Source organism: Paenibacillus sp. H1-7 (assembly GCF_022354825.1).
Classification (GTDB): Bacteria; Bacillota; Bacilli; order Paenibacillales; family NBRC-103111; genus Paenibacillus_S.
The window spans coordinates 2,318,445-2,341,234 of sequence record NZ_CP031168.1 but is presented as its reverse complement, the minus strand read 5'-3'; the positions used below and the strand labels follow the sequence as shown (position 1 = coordinate 2,341,234).

Here is a 22,790-nt window from a genome sequence, read left to right as displayed (position 1 = left end):
ATAGGAGGCACTGCGGCATGTATCCGGACTATTTATTCGAATACCCTAATATGGACTCCAGCTTCCCTTTTTTTATGAAACGAAAGCTGCAATGGAAAACACCTTCTCATCGTCACGATTTCGTAGAGCTGACCTTGGTGCTTAACGGTCGGGGCACAGAAACCATTAATGGCGTAACACATAACATGCTGCCCGGCATCATGGTACTGCTGCTCCCATTTCAGGTACATGATATCGTCTCCGATCCGAATAATCCGCTCGAATTATATATTTGCAACTTTCCTCTGGATGTCATCTTTGAGCTGGGAAAAATGGATTCCCACTTGCATGATATCCTGTTAGGCAACGCTGCTGAAACTAGAAATACGTTCATTCATATGCAGGACTGCCTGTTTGATGAAATGCGGCAAAGCTTCAACTCGATGTGGAATGAATACGAGAAGCCGATGCCATTTTCAACCGTCATGTTAAAAATGAATTTGCAGCGGGTGCTGACCCAATTTGCTAGATACAGCCTTCAGGCCGTTCAAAATATGGCGCCCCCTGCACAATCCCGGATTCCAGCATCTAAGATTCGTTCCATTTGGCCTATCATCGGCTATATTCATGAGCATTACCTGGAGTCGCTTACACTTACCGATTTATCCGATCGATTCGGTATTCATCCGTCATCGCTTAGCGAAATGGTTACGCGCCAATATGGCATTCATTTCATAGACCTGCTTCACGAGCTTCGTGTCCGCCATGCCTGTTCATTGCTGCATGCTACGGAGATGCAGATCACGGACATTGCCGAGGAATCCGGGTTCGGCTCGTACTCCAGCTTTGCTCGGATTTTCCATAAAACCAAGGGAATATCCCCCAAAGAGTACCGGATATCCCATTGTACGAGAACACCTATGCAGTAAAAGCATCGGATGGTTGAAAATTGCTGTCATCTTAGTTTGGATTAATCAGTGGTATGCAAAAGATCTTTATTGATTTTAATGACAACACGTTTGGTTACAGTACCGCCTGTGCGGCTGCAAGCCGGCCGGTGCAGATCGTCTGGGAAATAAATAACGAACATGCCCGGTTTTAGCAATAATTCGAATTCGTTATCAACCGTATCAAACAAGGCATAGTCCTTATCGGCCAATTGATCCTCAACCGGAACGTTACGCTCGGAATGTCTGGCAATGACATGAATTTCTTCCCCTGTCACGACCGATTGAACGTCAATATATTGAGCATGATGCTCCGATTTTCGTTCCTGCGGGACTACGGTATCGGCTTGTTGAACCATAGCGTACATGTCATCCCCAAGAAGGCTGTAAGTTCCGATGTCCGTATTGTCCAAATCGTTATCGCACAAGTAATCTATTGCTTTGCGCAAGATGGGCGCGTAGGCCCATTGCTCTTGTTCCCATTTGCTCAAGTCGCCCAGAATCATGATGATTCACTCCTCCTACCATTCCCCTGATGTGCCGAATCGGCTCTTCACATTCGTGCCGAATTGTTTGCCTGCTTCATCGATCCCTGCCAGCAGCTCCTCCACTGTCTTGCCCGCCGTGCTGCGTGCCGCCGGAATAATCGTGCTGCATTCATTGCCGTCCATATAAATGGACGCTTCCAATAATCGGACTTCATCTTCCTTCGGAATAACCATGAAACCATGTTTGTCCGCATGAATCAATTGGCCAGGCTGTACTTTGCAGCCAAATACTTCGACCTCGATCCCCCAGCGAACCGGCGTGCTGTAAGCATGACCGACGCACGTTCTCCGGGCAATGGCTTTGAAGCCTGCATTGTTCATTTCATCGGTGTCGCGGATGGCCCCGTCCGTTATGGTACCTACACAGCCTAAGGAGCGGTGGATGTTGCTGTTCACTTCACCCCAAAATGCGCCGATCACACGCGGTTTGTCCAGGTCTTGCACCACGATGATCTTGGGCCCAGGGACGCTTGCCACATACTTGCGGTATTCACTCCATGCATTCGGATTATTGTTGAGGTGAGCCGGATTGCTAGGTTCGAATTGCACCGTAACTGCGTAACCGACCATCGGCCCCATGTGCGGCATATAGTCGCGGGTTTCCTCCATATTGAAGCCCTGGGTAATGTCGTGTTTCGTAATCGCCTCCCAGCCGTTGTAAATCGTTGGCGTATTCCAGCGCTTCAGCTTTAGCAGATCCGCATGGGATAATGTCATCTCGGGTTCATCCTCTCCTGATTGATTATAATCGTATTGTAGGCGGTGCACGCGGAAAAGAGGTTGCACTTTTTCGTGCAACCTCTCATAATTTCGGTGATATCGATGCCGAGCAAATCGGCAGTTATTGGCAAACACCGCGTAAATTAACTTTGCTAGATCTGTTTCAATCCTACACGGCGGCGATATCGTACCCGTTACGTAATGTTCACAAGCTTTAACTTACTTATTCATATTACGGAGTTCTTCGGCTATCACATATAGATCAAATACTGAACCATCCTCCCCGTTATTTCAATGGTCCTTAATAAGGAGCTGTCCTAGCGACAGCCCCACCCGATCGTACTCGTTAATTTAAGCTAGTCTTTAGTGTAAATCCCCCAAACGCAGTTTGAAAACTCTCCCGCTGCAAAGGTAATTACTTCGTCGGTTTCGCTTTGAACTGACCAAACGGTAAAGTATTTTTTTACTTTGTATATCGGGTCTATCACGGTAGCCTTCCTACCCGTATCCTCCCATTTTTTCTTAAAGATATCTATCCCATTTAGCAAAAATGAGTCATCTGCAGTACTTCCGATAAACACCCAATCCATTCTTGCCCTCCTCACATTGAGTCAATCTCTAAAAAATAAACTCCTCTATAACCGAATGTTGCATTTTGAGATGAAGCTATCGTACCCGTTAGCTTAATCAATTATTGCTCCTTTAAGTACTTTAACAGCTCAGTCAACGAAGCGATCAAGCCATTGTCATTGGCGGTCACCAGGAAGAGCAGGTACAAGAACACAGGGCACGATGGTCGGGTCAGCAGGCGCGGCGAGAGCGGACTAGAGTCAGACAAGCGAGAACCACGCCAATTAGCCCCAACACTATGGATACAATGGACCCAGCTTGCCCGTAGCCAGTGCCGAAAAAACCAGTGGCGTCGAAAAGATGCCGCCCGCCGACATAGATGCTGAACACAGCTATCACGATGGCTACGATTGACCAGTTTCGTCCGTTGCCGTTGCCAAAAAGACCGATGGAACGGGTCAGAACCAGCCCACTGATGCCCACGCTGATCAGCCCTATTACCACGACTACGATGGCCTTGAGTTGTTCGATGGTCATTTCATCACCACCGCCACCATTTCAGCAGAAGCAATCATTGGTATCAGTATAATTGTACAAAGTATTCCGAATGAAACTAGTTTCATTTTCATATGCTCATTCCTCCTCTTTATTGTTTTTACAAACTGAATCTATATCAGCTTTAACTTTATACAACAAATGTCGAGAATTTATGCAGATTTTCCTCTGTTTACGTGGATTTCTTTAAAGTGATGGGAGAGTAGTGAAAAATCGATGTTGAAATCTGTTATTCATTCAATACGTTGTGTGGGCCTTCTAAGAAATAAATTTAAAACGGCTGGTTAAATATGCTCAGTGGCACTTCGTTGATCGCGCGAAATATGAGTGGTATGTTAAGCGTTTTTTATTTTTTATCAAAAAAGGTTATCTGGGTTTGGATTAACCAGATAACCTTTTACCTAAGGATAAATTCAGATCAAGATATTCAAACCCATTTAGTTCAGCTAGCACGGCGGGAGCGGATCAGAGTGATTCCGGCAAGAACTATGCTAATGATCCCCGTCACGATGGCGATGACAGCCGCAGCTCTTCCGTCGCCAGTGCCGAAATTACCAGGGAACATGGTCATATGAATTAAAGCATAGACAATGACGATCAGCGCCACTACTACGGATATGATGGCCACGTTTCGACCACCATTGCCAATACGACGGATGGAACGGGATAGAGACAGCCCAGCAAAGATTGCGTTCATCAGCCCCACAAACGCGTCTACCGTGGACCAGATTCGCCCGGTCGTGATTACATACCCAACTTTATTTTCAGCAAAGGCAATCGTTGGTACAAGTAGAAGCGCACAGAGTATTCCGAATGAAACTAGTTTCATTTTCATATGCTCATTCCTCCTCTTTATTGTTTTTACAACTGAATCTATATCAGCTTTCTATTTTTTTTGCTTGATAAACAAAATTTCGTGAGCAATCTTTAACTGAATTTGCACGAATTCATAGACATTTGTTAGATGCTACGGTGAAATCCCCTTTAGAATTTGACTCTCAATTCACTAGAAGAGCTATTTCAAAAATGTTAAGTTATACTTGCATCGTCCGTTTTGGGTCGCTGTTCGGTGGACGGTGCATGAGACTTGGCGCTTTAGCACATAGCGAAACTCGTACACTTTGTGTGAAAAACTCGTTTCGCTCAGAAACAAGTTTCACCACGCTTACCACCGAACATTGCCTCGTCACTCTGTTCATTCGCAATATTTGGTTTATGAAATGGCTTGTATTTCGGTTCAGCTAGTGCGATATCGGGAGGCGAACCAAGCCATTCCAGAGAGGACGATCGTGATGATCGATAGTATGACGGCAAAGGCGGCACCACCTCGCCCGTTACCGGAACCAATATCGCCGGTAGTGTAAACAAAATGCGGCCCAGCGATAAAAAAGGCAATCAATGCCAACGCGATGGCCACGAGGGTCGCAATTCGCCAATTACCTTTGCCAGAACGATCAGAGGCACGGGCCAAAGACAACCAAGCGATGCCCACACTGCCCAACCCCATCACCACGGTCACGAGGATCTTGATTCGTGCGGGAGTAAAACCGTAGACTTGTTCAGCTGAGTCAGCTGAGGCAATCGTCGGCACAAGTAAAAATGTACAAAGGATTACAAATGAAACGAGTTTTTTTTTCATGCCTACCCTTCCTTTCACGATCAGTTTACAAACTAACTGCACTTTCTTAAGAGAAACAGAAAAATAGTCGAATTATTTGTCACGAAGAGAGCGGAACCAAGCCATTCCAGCGAGCACCAAGCCGATCAGCCCAATCACGATCGCTATGATCGCTCCAGCACGCCGGTTGCCAGCACCAAAACCAGCAAGCGTAACGGCTAGATGAAACATGGAGAGAAGCACACAAAACAGACCCAACACGATGGACAGAACAGGCCATTGACCAGTGGCAAAACGATCGGTTGGACGGGCAAGAGCAATCCCAGCAACAACCGCAGCACATAGCCCAATCAACCCAGCCGTGAAAATCAAGAGCCACCCAGGGGTGATACTACCATAACCAACACCAGTCCCTTCAGCAAAGGCGATCGTCGGCACAAGTAGAAATGTACAAAGGATTATGAATGAAATGAGTTTTATTTTCACGATGATTTCTCTCCTTTCACTGCCAGTTTACACAACAAATGTCGAGAACTTATGCAGTTCTTCCTCTTTTTGTGTGGGTTTCTTCAAGAACCTGTTAAATCACAGTATAATTTTCGATAAGCGATATATTCTCACAATGGGAGCAGACTTTAATAACGGGCGCCGATTCGCCCGTAATGACCGATTCATCTACAGATGCCAATCCTTCAATGACTTCACCGTCGCCGGAATAAAATGAATAAAATGGAAAGATGTGATGGGAATGGAACCGAAATTGTTGCTTGTGGAGGACGAACTGGGTATGCTGGAGGAGATGCAGACCTATTTGCAGCGTGAAGGGTTCCGGGTATTGACCGCCTGTACTGGCAAGGAAGCGCTCATGATTGCCCGGTCTGAGAGGCCTGATCTCGTCGTGCTTGATTGGATGCTCCCCGAAAAAAGCGGTATTGACGTATGCCACGAGCTAAGGCAAACCTCGCATTGTGGCATTATTATGGTCACGGCCCGATCGGATGAATCGGATAAAATGGAAATTGGCGCGGATGATTATTTGACGAAACCGTTCAGCTTGCGCGAACTCGCTTCACGTATCCGAGCGTTGCTTCGCCGCTTGCGCGGACCCGAAGACAGTTCGACGTTCTTGGAAAGAGATAACTTAATCATTTCAGAGTCCAAATGTCAGGTTTTCAAAGACGGTCAGGAAATCCCATTGACACCGACCGAATTCAAAATTCTGTTCACGCTGGCGGCTCGTCCCGGCATCGTCTTCAGCCGTTTGCAATTGTTAAAGGCTGCTTTGGAGGATGAGTACATGGGATACGAAAGGACGATGGATTCCCATATCCGGAATCTTCGCCGCAAGCTGGGAGACGATCCGGCCAATCCTCGATATATTCAAACAGTATACGGTTTCGGTTACCGATTCGGTGAACGCTCATGAAGATTACGGTCCGCATGAAAATATTTGCCTGTATGGGACTGCTCGTGTTCATTGTCAGCATCACTTTCTCCCTTACAACGCAAATGTACACAGCCGGCTTGATCGATCAATTTCAAAGGGAACAAATCGATGCCAACTATTTGAGCGCTACGCCCGAAGAACAAATAGAAATCTTTAAATCTTATTTCCTTGACAAAACGCGGCTGGATGAACTGCTTCAAGTCACGAACGGCGTGCGCTTGTCGTTTTTTGTTGCAATCGGGTTGATCTTCAGTTTTTGGATATCGGGGGTGCTGACCCTCCCGCTCAAAAAGCTTATATCCGCAATAGAGCGCGTGTCGCAAGGCGATCTGAACGTCAAAGTACCTGTAAACTCGAAAGATGAGTATGGGAAAGTCGCTCAAACTTTCAATGATATGACGCTTCGCCTCCGGGAAGCAGAGGACGCCCGTAGGCGGTTGGTAGCTGATGTCGCTCATGAGCTTCGAACCCCGCTGTCTATCATGCAGCTAAAATTAGAAAATGCTCAACAGACCGGTCGATACGTCCCTCCGGAAATGCTGCTCAGACTCCATGACGAAGTGATCCGCTTAGGCCTGCTTGTGGAAGATCTTCATGTCTTGTCATTGGTTGAGGCGGGCCGGTTGGCATTGGATTGCAAACCGCTCGATCTGTCGGCAAGACTTGAACAAGTCGTTGATGATGTGAAAATGGAGGCTGAGGAGAACGGATTGGAAATGCGCTTTTATTCGAACACGAGGCCGGTGACGGTGATGGCCGACGCGAGACGGATCACGCAGGTGTTCATCAATTTGTTGACTAATGCAATCCGCTACACGCCGGAAGGCGGAATGATTTCAGTTGTAATTGAAGACAAGGTCCTGGATCGAAATGCAGTCTATTCATGTGTCTCAGTGATAGACACCGGTATCGGTATTCCAGACGAAGAGCTGGCTCACCTATTCGATCGTTTTTATCGCGTGGAAAAGGCCCGTTCGCGGCATACTGGCGGAACGGGCCTCGGATTATCGATCGCTCATCATTTTGTCAGAGCCCACGGCGGGTTCATCCGCGTCATGAGTGAGCCTGATGAAGGTACGACATTTACTGTTTATTTGCCTTCAGGCAATTTCCAGTTGTCAACGTGTAAATGATTCCCTGTATAGTTCTCCGTATCAAAGTAGTCGTGTTTGTTCATGAGAAATAACCGGAAAGTTTTAAGGCCATCCTGGTTGGGATGGCCCTTTCTTTGTACAAAACATGAGTTACCGAACTCATTTATGACAGCAAGTTTTAGGTCCAGCCTTCGTGGGATGGACCTTCCATTGAAGTATCGAAATAACCATTAGGTTAGTCTCTTGATTCAAAGTAGTTGATTGGACGAATCTCAATCCCCCAGCCAAACTGCTCCCCCGCGCCTACCTGAACGGTCGGATGCAAGGAAGCTATCCGGATCGCTTCCTCCATGTCCCGTGCTTCTATCAGAAAAGCACTGCCAATCATTTCCTTAGTTTCGATAAAAGGGCCGTCCGTTACCTTCACCTTTCCGTTCGCCCGCCGCAAGCATTTCGTTTCGGAGGAGAGACCAGCATCGATGATCACTTGGCCGCTCTTGTAGAAATTCTCCAGATGAGGTGGACATTCGTACATTATAGCATCAATCTCATCCTTGGGGCGAGAATCCATTTTCGCTGAATCCAAGTAACCCAAACAAAGAAATTTCATATTTAATTACTCCTTTAATGTAATTTTGAAGCATTTAGTTTTGCCTCTATACAAGCGACGAACGGTTTGCGACTAAATCGACATCCCTTTAAAATTTTTTTGATATGATGGAGATAAGATCTAAAATCTCTTCCTTCGGTGCACCACGGCACGTTTCAATAGAAACTCTTGCTCCCTGGCGTTGCCCACAAGCGCCGCTGCGCGTTTGAATTCCGAATAGGCTTCGTCGAGGCGACCCAATTTCACGAGAAAATTGCCGCGGACACTAGCAGGCAAGCTATCGTACCCGTTAGCGTAGCGCCCCTTCCAAAGACTGAGATCCAATAATTACAAATAATGCAATCTTCTTAGATACTTCTTCCTTCTTCATGGTGTGGTTACCAAGGGCCAATTGCAATGCACCTTCATGGATGATTTGCGCAAAAATCGGCACGAACATATTCTTTTCGTTATCTGTATAAATATGTTCCAAGCTTTTTGACAAAAAAACCCTCAATTCATTTAGTATTTTTTCTTGCATTTGAGGTAAGACCAAGCCACCATAGCTGCTGCGACATTCAATGTTCGGTTGTTGATAAAAATCACATACCGCTAAAATGAGTTGATTTATGCTATCCTGATCGAATTTCACAACACCTGAAGTATGGTTTTCGATAGATGCTGAGGCGAAATCCCCCATAATAAAATCGATTAAATCGTATTTATCATTAAAGTGTGCATAGAATGTAGCACGATTAACCTTCGCTCCCTTTGTTATATCCGCTATTGTAATTTTTTCAAAATCCTTTTTAGAAGCCAAATTGAAAAAAGCATTAATCAATGACTGTTTCGTTTGTGTAATACGTAGATTCCTTACTTTTGATGCCATTTATCTCACCCTCGCCCGACAATTTGTCAATCTTGTCGCTATAGCAACATTCACACGTAGGTTGTTGATTGTTGCATTGCATCATTTGCCGTATAGTTTCCATTAAAGCAACGTATGTTTCTTTTAATCTATCATAGATAAGGAGTTAACGAAATATGAAAACTATTGCCATAGTTGGTGTAGGTCCTGGATTGGGGTTGTCTCTAGCCAAAAAATTCGGAAAGAATGGATTTAGGGTAGCGGCGATTGCGCGTAACCCTGAGAAATTAGCTATTATCGAACGTGAACTTAGAGAATTAAATATTGAAACGCAATCTTTTGTAGCGGATGTCACGGACTTAGCTGCTTTAAAACAAGCCATTCAAGCAGCTAAAAACGAGTTTGGTTCGATTGATGTACTAGAATTTAGCCCCTATGCCAGGGAGGATAAGTTCACAAACGTGCTAGAAACTACGCCTCAAAGTATATTAGATATAATGAAAAGCTATTTGCTGGCTGGCGTTCTTTCCGTTAATGAGGTTCTACCGGATATGATAAATAACGGTTCTGGTGCAATTTTATTTACAACAGGCGTATCTACTATGTTCCCTTTACCTTATGCCGGGAATGCCGGAATCGTTGGGGCTGGTATTCGTAATTATGCCGCAAACCTGCACAATGAGTTGAAAGAAAAAGGTGTGTTTGTCGGACATCTTTCAATCGGAGCCATGATACAACCTGGTACAGAAGGGGACCCAGATGTTATTGCTGAAGCTTGGTATAATTTATATGAGAAAAAGGACCACTTTGAAGAAATATTCCCTCAAGGGCTTGATCTAACTAAAATTCTTGGTGAAAATTAATATAAAAGAGATAAGACAACTATTGAAATGATAGTTGTCTTATCTCTTTTGCATGTGCCTAGTGCAACATTTTGCTTAATAACCTTTACACTATCCTGCCCTTTAGCGTGACGCGGCTGCCGATTCACGTCGGCAGCCGTGTCTTAGTTGTTTTTAAGACAACGTACTCGTTAGATGAGAAATTTTATTTTTTCTGCAATCGATCCGTTAAGCTAGTTAGTTCCTGCTCCATCTTCATTTTACAATTGAAATATATTGCCGTTCCTTCAATTCAAAATGATCACCTAACTTAAATGTTGAGAGTCTAATACACGTTGCAAGGTCAGAGTTACTTTCCTGTGTTTCCTCTCCGATCCAGCATGAGTATAATTCAAAGACACTCTGATCATCATTAATGTCCCGCATCAAATCGAAGAGAACAGAGACACATTTTACACAAGCCCAATATTCTTCTGGGAAAAATTTTTTCATTTCTTGGTTAAAGTAAAACTTACCCCAAATTGGGCACTATTCCATAGACATACGGCAGCTTAAAGTGTTTTCGTATCATCTCATCGCCTTGAACCAATTCATAAATAATAATTCCTGCTGCATCTTCCATTGTTTCATAAACTTCAATTTCATCTTCACTAATTGAGGATGAGAAATCACCCGGGAAAAGAACATAAGAATTATCATTTGATAGGAAATGAAATGCTTTAGGGGGTACTAGCCCGCTTTATCTAGTGGTGATTTTCTTCCTCCCCTCTCGCCTATAGGCAGAGGGTGATTTGATGCAATGTAGTGATACAAGCTCATTCACTTTCACTCCTCTCATCATGACTACCAATAGAAGAAACAGGTAGTGGCACCGCGGTGTATGCCCCTGTTAGATTGAAATATCATACCCGTTAGCTCACACCCCAAGATTACAAAGTGACTTCACCTGCATAGGGTTTTTATTCACCTCGAAGACCAGGTCCGCATGGCCCATGCCAACCATCATCATATTCGGCGCGAACGTCACTGAAGGATAGTAGACGAACCCCACCTTCTTCAGCCAGCCGCTTCCATTCGCTTGCCTGACTGCCCGCGGTTTTCTGCCCTTCCCAGCCAAATAGTTTCGCAGCCTTGTCGTAGTTTTGCTCCTGAACTGCTCTCAGGAACGAGACGGTTTGCTTTTGTATGCCTATTGGGTTCCAAAACAAGGTCACTTTGTATAACAAAAACATTACGCACAACAGCAACCCCAAATAACCTACCGTTTTCACTAGTAGTTGATTCATCCTGTCCTCCCTCCATTTTAATATGTAGACGAAACTTATTGGGTAAGTGTTACGTTAACTCCAGTTTGCATGGAAAAAGACCGCCATATAGTCCGCTGCGGCCCCCGTAATGTTTTCTGAGCTAACGTACCCGTTAGCTTAATCAACAATGTTAACCTTTTCTTTAAAATGTGAGCTGAAACCCCGTTAGTTTTGCATTATTTGATCGTTCAAAGAAAAAAAATCTAAAGTTCTTCCATGAAATATTCACATTCTGAAAGATGAAGTCTCCATCTTTAAGTTTCCGATCCTCATTAACTTGACAGCCATTAGATAGCCGATTTTTAACTTTCAAGAAAGTGTCCCCTACTGCAATACCTTTAGCTATCTCAAAAACTCCCCTAATACAACGTCCATAAAGGGGAGTGTTAAATTCATAAATTGCTCAGTTTATTATGGTAATGAAAGTAAATCAGCGTGCGTACTCATATATGTCTTTTGCTGGTCCTCATCACCACGATTATCCTTCACCAACCCTAGAAGAGTCCGAAATACATCATAAATTGTTTCGTGTTAAGTAGGTCCAAAGCTTTAAGCTATAGCGCCTCATTAGTGTTAAAAACTAAAGTTACCATTCTCGCCATTCTTCAGTTATGTCTTGACCTGCTTTAACTTCTAATCCTGCTAACTTTGCCGCCTTATCAATGAATTCAGCCAATTCTTCTCTTTCCATTGTCTCTATGAAGTATTCATTTTCTTCATTTAAATCGTTAAAAGATATGACTAATTCTTCAACGAATTTCATGATCTTTTCTTGGTCGAGATCTCCTTGTATTAGAATTAATTCATTTATATATTTATCGATAACCTTATCACATAAAGCCAGCCGTTCAGGTGTGAATAGATCATCCCCATATTCCAACATACGTTCTCTCCACTGTTTTGTTGGCTTTTCATTAAGTAAATCTTGCAACTTCATTGAAATAACCTCCCCTTAAAAGATAACTAAATATTACCACACATGCGTTGGTTTCTTTAAAGAAATCTGCCCGTTACTCAATGACAAACAGGGAGCAGCTGCACCGGCAAACTACTCCCTGTCTCGGTCAACTCAAGTCATCCTGCCATTGACTGGACTTAAGTCCAGTCAATGACTACCCGGAAGTTGGGGGACAGTTTTTACCGAAATATGTTAACTTAATTTATAGTGAAATCATTAATGAAAGGGAGTTTAATATGAACAGGTATATTGGAGGTGCTGTCCTTATCCTACTGGGGGCGGGTATATTTTTGAACCAGGGAAACCCGATTGACATTGGAACGATTTTCGAATATTATTGGCCCGCATTGTTCGTCATTCCGCTAGGATTGTTTTTCCATTGGCTTTACTTCTCCATGACAGCCCCTAGAGCCGCAGGGCTGTTGATTCCTGGAGGAATTATTTTCACATCAGGGGTTGTGTGCCAGATCTCCATGTTGTTTGACAGCTGGGAATTGATGTGGCCCGGTTTCCTACTTGCTGTTGCGGCCGGTCTTTTTGAATTTTATTGGTTTGGCAACCGCAACCGGTATCTGATGATCCCGATTACTATTTTAACGGTGCTGTCCCTGCTATTCTTTGCCGTATTTACACTTGGAACCATTTTTAACCATCTTGTTTTGGGCGGTCCGGTTTTTGCCATAGCTCTGATTTTGATCGGGGCCATTATGTTAATGCGAGAAAAGAGTAGAGTTTAATTAAGAGAGGTTAAAAGCTCCCGGAAGCGGGACTGTTGACAAACGTAGCGTTTTAATAGGTTTATTGAATGGCCGTGTAGAATTTTTTTATACGGTCTTTTCTTACTTAGGAGGGTAATTCTATGATGGGTATACCTTAATGAAGTCAGAAGAAGAAGCATAAAGCTTTGGACTTCCATTCCAGAGGAAACGCTCTTCTGGAAACCCGATAACGATGCAATGAATTGTCTAGAGATGATTAGACACATTTTAGAAAGTGAACATTATTACCACCTAGCCATCTTGAATAGGGGCAGTTTATCAGTATTCCATTCTCCGTTCGAGAATCGGCCTTTCACATCTGTGCATGCAGAAATAGAATTTGCCAATTCCTACAGGAATGATTTTATTAACACAATCAAGATATTTTCTGAGGAAGACTTGATAAATATTATGATTGACCGTTCTGATTCAGGGTACATAAGAAGCTTAGGGGATATGCTACTTCGTACTGCATACCACGAATCCGTACATACAGGTCAATTATTGGACTATCTACGGACAGCAGGCATACCAAGAATTCGAATTTGGGATTAATACTATGCATGACAGCCATTATGATCTGGCTGTCATTTTTGTAATAATGATCAGTTTTACCCGGGGCATAAGGTATCACCAACGTAAACTCCTGAATAAATCCATCCCATTTAGGTAAATAAGAATCAACTTCCTTGTAATTTCGCAAGCACGGGTCCAGCCGCAAGTAGCTGAACTAACTCGTACCTGTTAGTTCAATGGTTTAATATATCTGGGTGCATATTAATGAGAATTTCAAGTAGCTTTAACTGGGGAAATGGCTTCAGTAATAGTTCCTTTGGGAGTTCTTTTTTAAACTATCGTACCCGTTAGCTGAATCATTTGCTGCAGAAATTAGATTAGAACCGAGCAACCTATGGTATCAGATTGCTCCTTAACTACCAAAAACAATTTCTCTCCTGCCACTTTGAACTCATGCACCTGCTAGCTGAAGTGAACAGAGTCCTTACGAGCAGCAATACCTGTCGTCAAATAGACGTTAATGTTGTCCAATTCTCGGTGGTAGATTGAGCGAATGATAGGTGAAACAAGAAGCCGCTCCACTACTCCTGCAAGTCCGGGCTTGCTGGGAAACTCGGTCATTAAATCGACATAGCAATGCTTGCTGTCATCGGAAGGCTTTAACGTCCAAGTGGTCGTGACGCCTGCTTTATCGTCCTGCTCCCGAATCACACGCCCAGGTATTGGTTCCGTGATCCTCATTTGTAAAGACGACCTTATACCCATTACGTTCATAGTTAGGCGAAACACGGTACCGGAGCCGCTACCGCCTTGTAGCACCTCAAGCGTTTCGAATTGTCTGGGCAGGATGCCGATGTGCACATTCATGTCAGTAACGACTCTATATACGGCCTCAAGCGGCGCATCAATCATGCGAGCAACCCCAACTTGATAGATTTTCATCCCAGTTCCCTCCCGTCTTCTACTCTTGCTTGCAATTAGGCTATCTGTCCCGATAGCCTAACAAACAGAATATATATTTTCGCTCTTCTCTTATCTATCTTTATTCAAGTACATCATAGCCCAATAACTTGCTTTGTCACTATAGTGGTATCCCCAGTATGTATTTTCTATATGGTTTATTTTACCGCAAACCATGGAAGTGCTTGCGTTATCCTCCCAATTAGCGCAACGCGGCTGCCATTTATGCCGGCAACCGCATCCTTATTGTTTATTAAGCTAACGTACCTGTAAGTTCAGTCTCCTATCCTTTTCATCAACATCAGTTCATCGTCTATAACATAATTGCAATGTTCATACGTTTTAATTGCAGCGTCGTTCCTATTGCCTGTCAACACTTTTACACTTTTTACTCCACGTTCCCTAAGATGTTCTTCCAGACAATAAATGATTGCACCTGCAATTCCTCTTCTTCGAGCGGCTTCTTCAACATACAGTTCTGTAATTTCTCCCTGTGGCTCTTCGTAACAAAATGAATAAAAACTTTGAGCACAACCAAAACCAACGACTTTGCCCATAATTTCCGCCACGGCAATTAATTCGTTGTTTACCTTCAGGCTCTCCATTATTTGATTTGGAGGCCGTTTGTCACCTCCGTTAAATACTTGATTTAGCCTAGAGAGTTCCTCTGCATCAGTTACTGATGCCAGTCTTACCCTTATATCCGTATGCATTCTTTTCACCTTATCCACTAGTTTATAATTACATATTCTACCACATTGAAGTATTTATTTGTTGAAGATATTCTTTCAGGTCCTTTGAAATCTGTAAAGTTAATATCACTTGAAAAAAGACCAGTCAATATCTACCGACTGGTCTACTATGGTAAATGAAGAATTTACTGAAAAACACTTCTGTGAAGATAATCATCCAAGTTTATCGCTAACTTTTTTCACTGGCATCCAAATTTCGCTATATACATTTTCCGATGTACCATTGTACTTTGTAAAAGAAATTCCAGGTATATCTGCTACTTCATAATCTGAAGAAGGCAACCATTCAGAATAAATTTTTTAGTTTCTTGTAGCGTAGCAGGAAATGGTCCTTGATTAGGGAAAATTGCCCATAAACTTTCTTCAATAGAAATTTGCTCTAAATCATCGAATGTATTTTCTTTTGTAGTTGCAAATCCAATCATATGAGTCAAGTTTCCTTTCTCTTCTAAAAAACCATCATCAAAATCATAGGATACATTCAAGACTTGATGAGGATATAAATCTAGGAAATGATTTTTGAATTTTGTTTTTAGTTACTTCTGAAGGTAGAAAACCACTCCATTCACGAAAGGCTCTTGAAAATCCTTCTATTGATTGATAACCATATTTATAGGCAATATCTGTAACTTTTGCTCCATTTATTAATTCAACATTCGCTACGGATAATCTCCTATTTTTGCTATACTCATTCAATGACATTCCAGCCAAGTTTGAAAACATTCTTTTAAAATGATAATCCGATAGTCCTGCAATTTTTGATATATCTTTTCCGGATATTTCCTCCGTTAAATGTGTTTCGATGTATTCCATTAAATGATTGAATTCTTGTAACATTCAGTTCCCTCCTACAAGTACATAGTAGCGTTAAAATATTCCTTTATTTTTATAGTTATTGTGCCATTTAACGACAGAAGGAGCAGTTGCGCGACGGCAAACTGCTCCTGGATAGCTAATGTATCTGTGTCCCAGTTGGAGGATTCCCATTTTATGGAACGAATGCACTCGGCGGCTATTTAAGAAAACACTACTGCCTCGTTATTCTTTCAAGATCCTGCCAAGTGACGTTTCGGTATTTCCTTTTCTTGAGTACCGACAGCGTTCCGTTTAGCTCCAGTACTGCTAACTCGACCTGCTCAAGTTCGAAAATATCCTTCCCTCTCAGGCCTTGCTTTAATGCTTCCATCGAGTATTTGTACTTCTTCATCTCCTCCTGCAACAGTACGCCGTCCTTAATAATCACTACCGGCTCTCCTGAAATAGCGGCGTCGGCCTTCTTGCTGTTCAACGATATTCTCATCAGCGCATACCCGATTACACTGACGACTAACAAGCTCAAGATGAAATTAATCAAACTGATCTTGAGATTGAATGCCATATTACCGCCGATCGTCCCGATCATCATCGTAAGCACGAACAAATGGTACGAGCTCTGCGCAATCAGGCGCATGCCGATCAACTTCGTATACAACCAAAGCCATAAATAGGCAAGGATCGTTCTTATTATTATCTCTATGGATTCATTCAAGTTGTGACCAAGGCCCCTTCATTCTTCGAGTTGTGAGTTGAAGATTTACGAAAATCCATGTTTTCCCACTATTATTGCTATGGAGATGTTGTTTTATCCATAATCAAGGCGACTTTGTCATAATTAAGGCTCCTACCTGTCAATAAATCCTTGGTCAGGAGATAAAGTTCTTGTCGTGCATGATAGGCGTGATTTTTAGTGCAACATCAGTCAGCATCTCTGTCCAGGTGTTAAAAGACTTAGACCGCATTAACTCTCGGGAAGGCACTGTCTGTTGATTGGGAAAAAATTAATCTTCTTTTATGGTTATTATTTTGGCCGGATGGTTCATTAACTCAAACTTCCCCTTTTTTTTCTTACCCATGCAGTTACAAGGATGATCAGAGGGAAAATAAATCCAATCGATATGACATAAGGAATGAATACGGTCGAATCCCATTCCAGCATATAGACGACATTAGGATAAACAACCAGTGAATACACAGCGACCAGCATCCCCATGGGGAAGCAAAGAGGTCGATAATCCCTCAGCTTCAATACTTGCGCAAGTCCTACTACGGCAGCATAGAAATATAAGGTCATCTTGAAATATATGGTGAAGAACCATAATCCCGCCATGATTGACTCGATCCTTTCTACGAAGTTGCCTACATTAATTTTCTTAGCTAACACATAGCTAGGATACAATTGGCGTGCTGTTGTATCAGACCCCAGGATCAATATAGACAGCAACGTTATGATAATGATAAATAAGCCTCCCAATAAGACGGCTGCGATAAAATCTTTACGCGCTTCGTTCGGGTTGTTGACGCATGCAGGTACTATCATCAAAAAGACGATTAAAGTTAATGATGCTGTTCCGACAAGCGATAAGGCCGCTTGCATGATCGGTTTCACACCTGTATCAAAGACCGGTTGAATGTTCTTTATTTCGATCTCAGGGACTAGGAAGATGACGAGTACAAGGAACAAAACAAGAAACCAAGGGAAAAAGACTTCCGCCGCGCGAGCAATCGTTTCAAGGCCAAGCCTTACTCCCATCACTACAATGCTAATAAAAAGGATATTGATATATTGAATCGGCGTTCTGGGCATGACTTGGGTAGTCATAAAATTGCCTACGTAAAACAAGAGAGTAGCAGAACCTATAAACGCGAAGAATATAAATAGAATCGAGAACAAAGTACCGATCCATTTGCCAAATAGCTTTTCATTACATTCAATAAGCGTTAGATCTGGTAATAATTTACCAATCGAATTATATAGCAGCACTGGAAGCACTCCTAGTATGACTCCCACAACAGCAGCAATCCATGCATCCTGCTTCGCGACTAAAGCGAGTCCGCCCGGTATGATCAAGATCGTTGTTCCAATAGTAAAAAACATCACCAACAAGGAAAATTGACGAACAGACAATTTTACATTCCTGCTGATTTCCATCCCCCCCTCTACTTATGTAAATATGGCTTTGCTTATTGGACCGAACACCACCCTTATCCAATCCAGCGGGTTCGGAATCTGTACCCGTAAGCTCAGAGCAATACTTAATCCTGCTCCTAAGAACAAGAGAACGAAGAAAGTAACCAGCTCCCTCCTCCATTGTTTCCTTACCAGTGAAGGAATTTCGATGACTATGAACACAGCGGTAATTACAGATATACTAAGTATCGCCCACAAGTGGATCTACTCCTTTAATCTTCTTACAAACGAATCGGTCAACGTACCAATGCGCCGTATCTTTACATCGACGGAAACATGTACAGGCAACTCAACGAAGTGATCGTTCCAGTTGTTTTTCAGATCAACCCAATATCTTGGTAATGTGCGGTGAATGGCCTCTCCGAACCCAAAGATATCGGATTTATATTGACGCTTAACCGAATTTATCGTCTTTTCTAGATTCGCTTGTATGTGTGATTCCGTTATTTTCTCCAATCTTTGAAGGTTTTCCTCGGTTGTTAAATTCAGATCACACTGGACTTCATCCAAATTCCCTTCTACTTGAAGCTGTACATCGATTTCCGGTTTACCGCCTGTAAGGATTCCTTTGATATCCGATCTGGATCGGAGTATTTCTATAGTTATGTTTCCTCCGTCAGGACATGAAACCGTCTCAACGGTATTGTCCACCTTATCTTCTATGTAGTAATACGCTCTACTTTCTTGTTGATTTAACCACCCCAGCATTTTATCTTTCTTAAAAGCGGCCATACCGGAAAAAGTTAAACTGCCGATCGGTTTTACATGCTCAACATTGCTCTTGGTTTCAATGGATTCGCTTTCCTTGGCCCCTGTAATGGAAATACCAGATAATACAGGCTGTTTTCCATCTTTAGTGGCATCTGAAATCACTCCATCCAAGGTAATTTCTGTCGCAGCTCCCCATAGTTTGCTTGAATTTTGAAGTGATCGGAATATTTTATTTGCTGGGATGACCTCTTGCGGCAAGGTGTACACTTCCAATATTCTCTCCGCCGGAACACCTTTGGAAATAACTAGATAAAAATCGGTCCGAAACGAGTATTCTCTGGACAAGTAGTCCAATACTTCTCCGATTCCTTCTTTGGCAAGCCCTTCACCGATCACAAGCAACCTCAAATGTGAAAAATATAGGACTCTTGGGGCTTTGTTTACCATTTTACGGAGAGCTTCCGATACCGTTTTTCCTGTTTCTGAATAGGTAGCTACCGGAGTACCTTTGCTAGCGCTTCCTTTTTTGGCGGATACTTCGCTTGGATTCACGATTTGAACGGAGACTTGGTACTGGTTTCCTCTCTTATCGAGCCCCATCGCTACCGTAATAGCGATTTCATTTAATTCCTGGCGGTTCCAGCATCCGGTTATCCCAATTACTATTACAAGGATGACAATCAAGAATACAATTCTTTTCAAAGAATAGACCCTCCTTTGCAAGCGTACTCTCGATTCATTCGTTCGTTTACGGAACCCTTGATTTTTCAGGTTTGCTCTGCTTCCCTCTAATTTTATTGGTTTTTGAGATCAGTCTGGGACGTGAGAGCAGCATCCATCGGGGCAGTCTTAATATCGAATCCTTCTGATCATTTACAATGAAAGGTGCAAAAGGCGTTAGATACGGGATGCCAAAGGACCGTAGACTACACAAATGAAGAACCATGGCAACCAGCCCGACGGTAATTCCAAATAAACCGAAGGATGCAGCAAGTCCCATTAACCCGAAACGTAACATCCGAATGGAAATTCCCATATTAAAAGCAGGAAACACGAAGTTGGAGATCGCTGTGATAGACACGATGATAACCATCGCCGGTGAAACCAAACCGGCTTCAACCGCCGCTTGACCTATAACCAGCGTACCAACTATGGAAACGGATTGTCCGATCGCTCTTGGCATTCTTACGCCGGCTTCACGCAATATCTCAAAGGTGATTTCCATCATTACCGCTTCAATAAAAGCAGGAAAAGGTACGCCTTCACGTTGAGCTGCCAAACCGATCAAAAGCGGCGTTGGGAGCAGTTCTTGATGAAAAGTCGTGATAGCAATGAATAAAGATGGGGCGAGCAGCGCGATAAAAAAAGAGAAAAAACGAAGAATGCGAAGGAGTGTGGCAAAATCCCACCGTTGGTAATAATCCTCACTTGCTTGAAAAAATTGCGAGAATAATGCAGGAACCATGAGAACAAAAGGAGTTCCGTCTACTAAAATTGCTACCCGGCCTTCCAAGAGTCCCGCAGCAACTGCATCGGGGCGCTCTGTATTAAAAATGGTTGGAAACGGGGTAAACGTTTCATCCTGAATAAGCTCCTCGATATAACCGCTTTCCAGAATCCCGTCGATATCGATTCGGTCCAAACGATTCCGGACCTCATTCAACACTTGTTCGTTGACAATTCCTCGAATATACATAATCGATACGTCGGTTCTGGTGATGTGGCCAATAGGATTGGTCTCCAGCCATAGATTCGGATCTTTGATTCGCCGACGAATTAATGCCGTGTTAATACGAAGCGTTTCACTGAAGCCTTCCCTTGGCCCTCGAATCACTGTTTGAGCAGACGGTTCAGTTACGCCGCGGTCCTTCCACCCTCTCTTGCTGGCAACAATACCACAGGCTTGTCCATCGAGCAAAATGACGGTATCCCCGGATAATACAGCGGTATATAACGAATTAAAATCCGAAATTTCCTTTACATCGCCAACAGCAAGGGCAAAGTCCTTCAATATGCGATTAGGCTGATGGCTGGATGCCACATCCAGATCCAAATCCGCCGTTCTTAAACCCATCATCAACGAACTTAGAATGTCATCTGCATCGGCCAAGCCTTCGGTATAAATAAACCCTGCCTGTAATCCCCCTCGGCCTTCTTTCCCCAAGATAAATTCCTTGATAACAATATCCGTGCTTTCCCCGAATGCGTCCCTAATCTTTTGAAGGTTGATTACGAGGCTTACATTGAGAAACTCAGTACTCGGATTTAACGAAATATCGGTATTATTTTGCGTTTTCGAGAAAATGCCCATGGAGTCCTCTTCAAAGTGATTATTTATCTTCTTCTAGTTTTCTCCAATGACGGCTTCATTTATGCTTCATTTTTGGACACGATCTGTTTTAACTCGTTTTCATTTCCAATTCTTTAGCAATATCTCTCTGGAGTTTGATGATTATGGATTGGGCTCTGAGGAAATAGTAAGAAAAAATAATTACGGTGAGAATATGCACATAGCGATAGCCTTATTTACAATCTTTTCCGCATGGCGATGGGCGGATAGGAAAAATTGGAGGAATTACCATCCAACCATGCTCTTTATTACTTCAGGAGGGTTGCTTTACGAGTTTCTTACTAAAAATCACTCCCTCTGGGTATTTCATCCTGATTTCTTATACAACCAATCCCTGGTTGTTCTTATTTATGCCGTTATAACGATGCCGCTTTGCGTCCTTATCTTTTTATCATGCTATCCCCAAACATGGACGAAGCAAGTCGTCTTCCTGCTCCTCTGGATCAGTATTTTTGTATCCACCGAGGGGATTCTGGAATTATGTGGAAGAATTTCCTATCAACATGGATGGAGCTTCTGGCATTCTGTTCTATTTGACATTATGATGTTTCCCATGCTGAGGCTTCACCATCTTAAACCAATAAGAGCATATATTATTTCAATCATTATTATCGTCATATTAATGGTATGGCTTAAAGTGCCATTAGATGGAGGGGCCACATGATGCCAGCCGATATTACGATCTCGGTTGCTTCGATAACCCGTCCCACGGCCGGTTCAACCATTGTCTCATCCAATGGAAGAACCCGATATTAGTACTATACGCTATGATATAGACCCCGACGGAAAAGGCAGTATTCCATTTATTGTATTTATATACTTGCGCCAGATGCGCCAAATATTCCAACCCTCCTGTGAGCAAGGACCAACCGACAATATATATGATCGTCTTCCACCCCCTCAGCTTCCACTTGTCGTAGAAGTATAGAAAAAGGTACAATGCGGGGCAATAGCAAATCAGATAGATGAGCAGATCCATCAATTCATACTCTTTGACATCGTTAATGTCGTATAAATCAAGCGGCTTTACTGAAATGATCGAATCAACGGTGTACGCCACAAAAAAATTAAACAGGAAAATCGTTACTGTCTCGATGGCAAGGAACCTCTTCGCTAACAGAAGGGAAGGCAAGATAACAAAGAGGGCCGCAAGAAGAATAAACCATTCGTTTGCGTCAAACTTTTGCGGTAAAGGCAATATCATATGCTTGAATTCACCTTCACTTTCATTAACATTTTACGGATGAGGAGGCTGAACCCTACAGTGACTGCCAGGAGGGCTCCCCACTCCAATAATGAATAGGCAATTCCCCATTTTTGCATAGTAATGACGGTTAGGTGATTTTCCCAATACTGTCCTGCTGTCAACGTGAAGAGCCCTAGAACGGCAATAGAAATTTTCATGACTAACGAATACCGGCTGTGCCTCAAGAAAAAGGATAGCCAGAATAGACCCATAGGGTAAACGACTATCCTGTCGAGGTGAAAAGTTAAATAGACATTAACTTCGGTGGGTATTTTCAATAGCTTCATATTAGAACTCAAAATAATTTCGATATTTTGTACCGCAGAAGAAGCGAACATAAAGGTTAGAACGGCTTCCAGCGGATGAAGACGGCGTGCAGAGTAAACCAACGACAGCAGCGCTGCCGCTCCTGCTATGGAATGAATTAGTAGTAGCATGGAGTTGTACC

The 22,790-nt window shown here is 43.0% G+C and carries 26 protein-coding genes and 2 pseudogenes; 7 read left to right on the top strand and 21 right to left on the bottom strand.

The window, feature by feature from the left end:
- Window positions 1-17 precede the first annotated feature (17 nt).
- Window positions 18-908 (top strand): helix-turn-helix domain-containing protein, encoded by an 891-nt coding sequence (locus DVH26_RS10670; RefSeq protein ID WP_239633667.1) that lies wholly within the window; start codon window positions 18-20, stop codon window positions 906-908.
- 41 nt (window positions 909-949) lie between these two features.
- Here DVH26_RS10670 and DVH26_RS10665 read toward each other — a convergent pair whose 3' ends face one another.
- The 8 genes and pseudogenes from DVH26_RS10665 to DVH26_RS37275 all read right to left on the bottom strand — a co-directional run.
- Window positions 950-1,432 (bottom strand): NanQ anomerase/TabA/YiaL family protein, encoded by a 483-nt coding sequence (locus DVH26_RS10665; RefSeq protein WP_239633666.1) that lies wholly within the window; start codon window positions 1,430-1,432, stop codon window positions 950-952.
- A gap of 15 nt (window positions 1,433-1,447) precedes the next feature.
- Window positions 1,448-2,191 (bottom strand): RraA family protein, encoded by a 744-nt coding sequence (locus tag DVH26_RS10660; protein WP_239633665.1) that lies wholly within the window; start codon window positions 2,189-2,191, stop codon window positions 1,448-1,450.
- 359 nt (window positions 2,192-2,550) lie between these two features.
- Window positions 2,551-2,784 (bottom strand): hypothetical protein, encoded by a 234-nt coding sequence (locus DVH26_RS10655; RefSeq protein ID WP_239633664.1) that lies wholly within the window; start codon window positions 2,782-2,784, stop codon window positions 2,551-2,553.
- A gap of 211 nt (window positions 2,785-2,995) precedes the next feature.
- Window positions 2,996-3,301 carry a DUF6223 family protein gene (locus DVH26_RS10650; protein ID WP_239633663.1) on the bottom strand — a complete coding sequence of 102 codons (306 nt, stop codon included), beginning with the start codon at window positions 3,299-3,301 and terminating at the stop codon, window positions 2,996-2,998.
- A gap of 460 nt (window positions 3,302-3,761) precedes the next feature.
- A complete protein-coding gene (locus DVH26_RS10645) occupies window positions 3,762-4,154 on the bottom strand; it encodes a DUF6223 family protein (protein ID WP_239633662.1) in 393 nt (130 codons plus the stop codon).
- A 402-nt stretch (window positions 4,155-4,556) separates the two neighbouring features.
- Window positions 4,557-4,958 (bottom strand): DUF6223 family protein, encoded by a 402-nt coding sequence (locus DVH26_RS10640; RefSeq protein ID WP_239633661.1) that lies wholly within the window; start codon window positions 4,956-4,958, stop codon window positions 4,557-4,559.
- A gap of 72 nt (window positions 4,959-5,030) precedes the next feature.
- Complete coding sequence (locus DVH26_RS10635; RefSeq protein WP_239633660.1) at window positions 5,031-5,423, bottom strand: DUF6223 family protein; 393 nt, start codon at window positions 5,421-5,423, stop codon at window positions 5,031-5,033.
- 148 nt (window positions 5,424-5,571) lie between these two features.
- Window positions 5,572-5,649, bottom strand: a pseudogene (locus tag DVH26_RS37275) (P-type ATPase actuator domain-containing protein); the annotation flags it as partial.
- A 36-nt stretch (window positions 5,650-5,685) separates the two neighbouring features.
- Here DVH26_RS37275 and DVH26_RS10630 point away from each other — a divergent pair.
- Both DVH26_RS10630 and DVH26_RS10625 read left to right on the top strand, forming a co-directional pair.
- Entirely contained in the window at window positions 5,686-6,363 is a 678-nt protein-coding gene (locus tag DVH26_RS10630) for a response regulator transcription factor (protein WP_239633659.1), read from the top strand.
- Complete coding sequence (locus DVH26_RS10625; RefSeq protein WP_239633658.1) at window positions 6,360-7,517, top strand: sensor histidine kinase; 1,158 nt, start codon at window positions 6,360-6,362, stop codon at window positions 7,515-7,517. The genes DVH26_RS10630 and DVH26_RS10625 overlap by 4 nt, the downstream gene beginning before the upstream one ends.
- 196 nt (window positions 7,518-7,713) lie before the next feature.
- On the opposite strand, the gene DVH26_RS10620 is transcribed toward DVH26_RS10625, so the two are convergent.
- Both DVH26_RS10620 and DVH26_RS10615 read right to left on the bottom strand, forming a co-directional pair.
- Window positions 7,714-8,088, bottom strand: a complete 375-nt coding sequence (locus DVH26_RS10620; RefSeq protein ID WP_239633657.1) for a YciI family protein — start codon at window positions 8,086-8,088, stop codon at window positions 7,714-7,716.
- Window positions 8,089-8,377: 289 nt separating this feature from the next.
- Window positions 8,378-8,956, bottom strand: coding sequence for a TetR/AcrR family transcriptional regulator (locus DVH26_RS10615; protein ID WP_239633656.1), 579 nt, complete (start codon window positions 8,954-8,956; stop codon window positions 8,378-8,380).
- A gap of 155 nt (window positions 8,957-9,111) precedes the next feature.
- Between DVH26_RS10615 and DVH26_RS10610 the strand changes: the two genes are divergently transcribed.
- Window positions 9,112-9,798 (top strand): SDR family NAD(P)-dependent oxidoreductase, encoded by a 687-nt coding sequence (locus DVH26_RS10610; protein WP_239633655.1) that lies wholly within the window; start codon window positions 9,112-9,114, stop codon window positions 9,796-9,798.
- Window positions 9,799-10,736: 938 nt separating this feature from the next.
- Here the strand turns inward: DVH26_RS10610 and DVH26_RS10605 are convergent.
- Both DVH26_RS10605 and DVH26_RS10600 read right to left on the bottom strand, forming a co-directional pair.
- Window positions 10,737-11,063, bottom strand: coding sequence for a hypothetical protein (locus DVH26_RS10605; protein ID WP_239633654.1), 327 nt, complete (start codon window positions 11,061-11,063; stop codon window positions 10,737-10,739).
- A 607-nt stretch (window positions 11,064-11,670) separates the two neighbouring features.
- Window positions 11,671-12,021: a hypothetical protein gene (locus DVH26_RS10600; protein WP_239633653.1), complete on the bottom strand. Its 351-nt coding sequence runs from the start codon at window positions 12,019-12,021 to the stop codon at window positions 11,671-11,673.
- A gap of 257 nt (window positions 12,022-12,278) precedes the next feature.
- Between DVH26_RS10600 and DVH26_RS10595 the strand changes: the two genes are divergently transcribed.
- Both DVH26_RS10595 and DVH26_RS10590 read left to right on the top strand, forming a co-directional pair.
- The gene (locus DVH26_RS10595) at window positions 12,279-12,779 is read left to right on the top strand and encodes a hypothetical protein (protein WP_239633652.1); all 501 of its coding nucleotides are present in this window, start codon (window positions 12,279-12,281) and stop codon (window positions 12,777-12,779) included.
- A gap of 159 nt (window positions 12,780-12,938) precedes the next feature.
- A complete protein-coding gene (locus tag DVH26_RS10590) occupies window positions 12,939-13,355 on the top strand; it encodes a DinB family protein (RefSeq protein ID WP_239635335.1) in 417 nt (138 codons plus the stop codon).
- A 423-nt stretch (window positions 13,356-13,778) separates the two neighbouring features.
- Here the strand turns inward: DVH26_RS10590 and DVH26_RS10585 are convergent, their stop codons facing one another.
- The 7 genes and pseudogenes from DVH26_RS10585 to DVH26_RS10555 all read right to left on the bottom strand — a co-directional run bounded on the left by DVH26_RS10585 (window position 13,779) and on the right by DVH26_RS10555 (window position 21,057).
- The gene (locus DVH26_RS10585) at window positions 13,779-14,258 is read right to left on the bottom strand and encodes an SRPBCC family protein (protein WP_239633651.1); all 480 of its coding nucleotides are present in this window, start codon (window positions 14,256-14,258) and stop codon (window positions 13,779-13,781) included.
- Window positions 14,259-14,551: 293 nt separating this feature from the next.
- The gene (locus DVH26_RS10580; RefSeq protein WP_239633650.1) at window positions 14,552-14,989 is read right to left on the bottom strand and encodes a GNAT family N-acetyltransferase; all 438 of its coding nucleotides are present in this window, start codon (window positions 14,987-14,989) and stop codon (window positions 14,552-14,554) included.
- A 192-nt stretch (window positions 14,990-15,181) separates the two neighbouring features.
- Window positions 15,182-15,865 (bottom strand): annotated as a pseudogene (locus DVH26_RS10575) (AraC family transcriptional regulator).
- Window positions 15,866-16,055: 190 nt separating this feature from the next.
- Window positions 16,056-16,556: a DUF421 domain-containing protein gene (locus DVH26_RS10570; protein WP_239633649.1), complete on the bottom strand. Its 501-nt coding sequence runs from the start codon at window positions 16,554-16,556 to the stop codon at window positions 16,056-16,058.
- A 330-nt stretch (window positions 16,557-16,886) separates the two neighbouring features.
- Window positions 16,887-17,996, bottom strand: coding sequence for a GerAB/ArcD/ProY family transporter (locus DVH26_RS10565; RefSeq protein ID WP_239633648.1), 1,110 nt, complete (start codon window positions 17,994-17,996; stop codon window positions 16,887-16,889).
- Window positions 17,997-18,239: 243 nt separating this feature from the next.
- The gene (locus DVH26_RS10560; protein WP_239633647.1) at window positions 18,240-19,448 is read right to left on the bottom strand and encodes a Ger(x)C family spore germination protein; all 1,209 of its coding nucleotides are present in this window, start codon (window positions 19,446-19,448) and stop codon (window positions 18,240-18,242) included.
- Between the two features lie 46 nt (window positions 19,449-19,494).
- Window positions 19,495-21,057: a spore germination protein gene (locus tag DVH26_RS10555; RefSeq protein WP_239633646.1), complete on the bottom strand. Its 1,563-nt coding sequence runs from the start codon at window positions 21,055-21,057 to the stop codon at window positions 19,495-19,497.
- A 46-nt stretch (window positions 21,058-21,103) separates the two neighbouring features.
- On the opposite strand from DVH26_RS10555, the gene DVH26_RS37150 reads away from it, so the two are divergent.
- Window positions 21,104-21,760: a CBO0543 family protein gene (locus DVH26_RS37150; protein WP_345774047.1), complete on the top strand. Its 657-nt coding sequence runs from the start codon at window positions 21,104-21,106 to the stop codon at window positions 21,758-21,760.
- Window positions 21,761-21,772: 12 nt separating this feature from the next.
- Here the strand turns inward: DVH26_RS37150 and DVH26_RS10550 are convergent, their stop codons facing one another.
- Complete coding sequence (locus DVH26_RS10550) at window positions 21,773-22,300, bottom strand: hypothetical protein (RefSeq protein ID WP_239633645.1); 528 nt, start codon at window positions 22,298-22,300, stop codon at window positions 21,773-21,775.
- Entirely contained in the window at window positions 22,297-22,779 is a 483-nt protein-coding gene (locus DVH26_RS10545) for a hypothetical protein (protein ID WP_239633644.1), read from the bottom strand. The genes DVH26_RS10550 and DVH26_RS10545 overlap by 4 nt, the downstream gene beginning before the upstream one ends.
- Window positions 22,780-22,790: the final 11 nt, after the last annotated feature.

Coding starts and splice junctions, on each gene's coding strand:
- DVH26_RS10555 (WP_239633646.1), bottom strand. CDS start 21,057: ATGGGCATTTTCTCGAAAACGCAAAATAATACCGATATTTCGTTAAAT.
- DVH26_RS10645 (WP_239633662.1), bottom strand. CDS start 4,154: ATGAAAATGAAACTAGTTTCATTCGGAATACTCTGTGCGCTTCTACTT.
- DVH26_RS10660 (WP_239633665.1), bottom strand. CDS start 2,191: ATGACATTATCCCATGCGGATCTGCTAAAGCTGAAGCGCTGGAATACG.
- DVH26_RS10605 (WP_239633654.1), bottom strand. CDS start 11,063: ATGAATCAACTACTAGTGAAAACGGTAGGTTATTTGGGGTTGCTGTTG.
- DVH26_RS10670 (WP_239633667.1), top strand. CDS start 18: ATGTATCCGGACTATTTATTCGAATACCCTAATATGGACTCCAGCTTC.
- DVH26_RS10595 (WP_239633652.1), top strand. CDS start 12,279: ATGAACAGGTATATTGGAGGTGCTGTCCTTATCCTACTGGGGGCGGGT.
- DVH26_RS10655 (WP_239633664.1), bottom strand. CDS start 2,784: ATGGATTGGGTGTTTATCGGAAGTACTGCAGATGACTCATTTTTGCTA.
- DVH26_RS10585 (WP_239633651.1), bottom strand. CDS start 14,258: ATGAAAATCTATCAAGTTGGGGTTGCTCGCATGATTGATGCGCCGCTT.
- DVH26_RS10600 (WP_239633653.1), bottom strand. CDS start 12,021: ATGAAGTTGCAAGATTTACTTAATGAAAAGCCAACAAAACAGTGGAGA.
- DVH26_RS10565 (WP_239633648.1), bottom strand. CDS start 17,996: ATGGAAATCAGCAGGAATGTAAAATTGTCTGTTCGTCAATTTTCCTTG.
- DVH26_RS10625 (WP_239633658.1), top strand. CDS start 6,360: ATGAAGATTACGGTCCGCATGAAAATATTTGCCTGTATGGGACTGCTC.
- DVH26_RS37150 (WP_345774047.1), top strand. CDS start 21,104: ATGACGGCTTCATTTATGCTTCATTTTTGGACACGATCTGTTTTAACT.
- DVH26_RS10665 (WP_239633666.1), bottom strand. CDS start 1,432: ATGATTCTGGGCGACTTGAGCAAATGGGAACAAGAGCAATGGGCCTAC.
- DVH26_RS10615 (WP_239633656.1), bottom strand. CDS start 8,956: ATGGCATCAAAAGTAAGGAATCTACGTATTACACAAACGAAACAGTCA.
- DVH26_RS10620 (WP_239633657.1), bottom strand. CDS start 8,088: ATGAAATTTCTTTGTTTGGGTTACTTGGATTCAGCGAAAATGGATTCT.
- DVH26_RS10610 (WP_239633655.1), top strand. CDS start 9,112: ATGAAAACTATTGCCATAGTTGGTGTAGGTCCTGGATTGGGGTTGTCT.
- DVH26_RS10640 (WP_239633661.1), bottom strand. CDS start 4,958: ATGAAAAAAAAACTCGTTTCATTTGTAATCCTTTGTACATTTTTACTT.
- DVH26_RS10630 (WP_239633659.1), top strand. CDS start 5,686: ATGGAACCGAAATTGTTGCTTGTGGAGGACGAACTGGGTATGCTGGAG.
- DVH26_RS10580 (WP_239633650.1), bottom strand. CDS start 14,989: ATGCATACGGATATAAGGGTAAGACTGGCATCAGTAACTGATGCAGAG.
- DVH26_RS10545 (WP_239633644.1), bottom strand. CDS start 22,779: ATGCTACTACTAATTCATTCCATAGCAGGAGCGGCAGCGCTGCTGTCG.
- DVH26_RS10650 (WP_239633663.1), bottom strand. CDS start 3,301: ATGACCATCGAACAACTCAAGGCCATCGTAGTCGTGGTAATAGGGCTG.
- DVH26_RS10550 (WP_239633645.1), bottom strand. CDS start 22,300: ATGATATTGCCTTTACCGCAAAAGTTTGACGCAAACGAATGGTTTATT.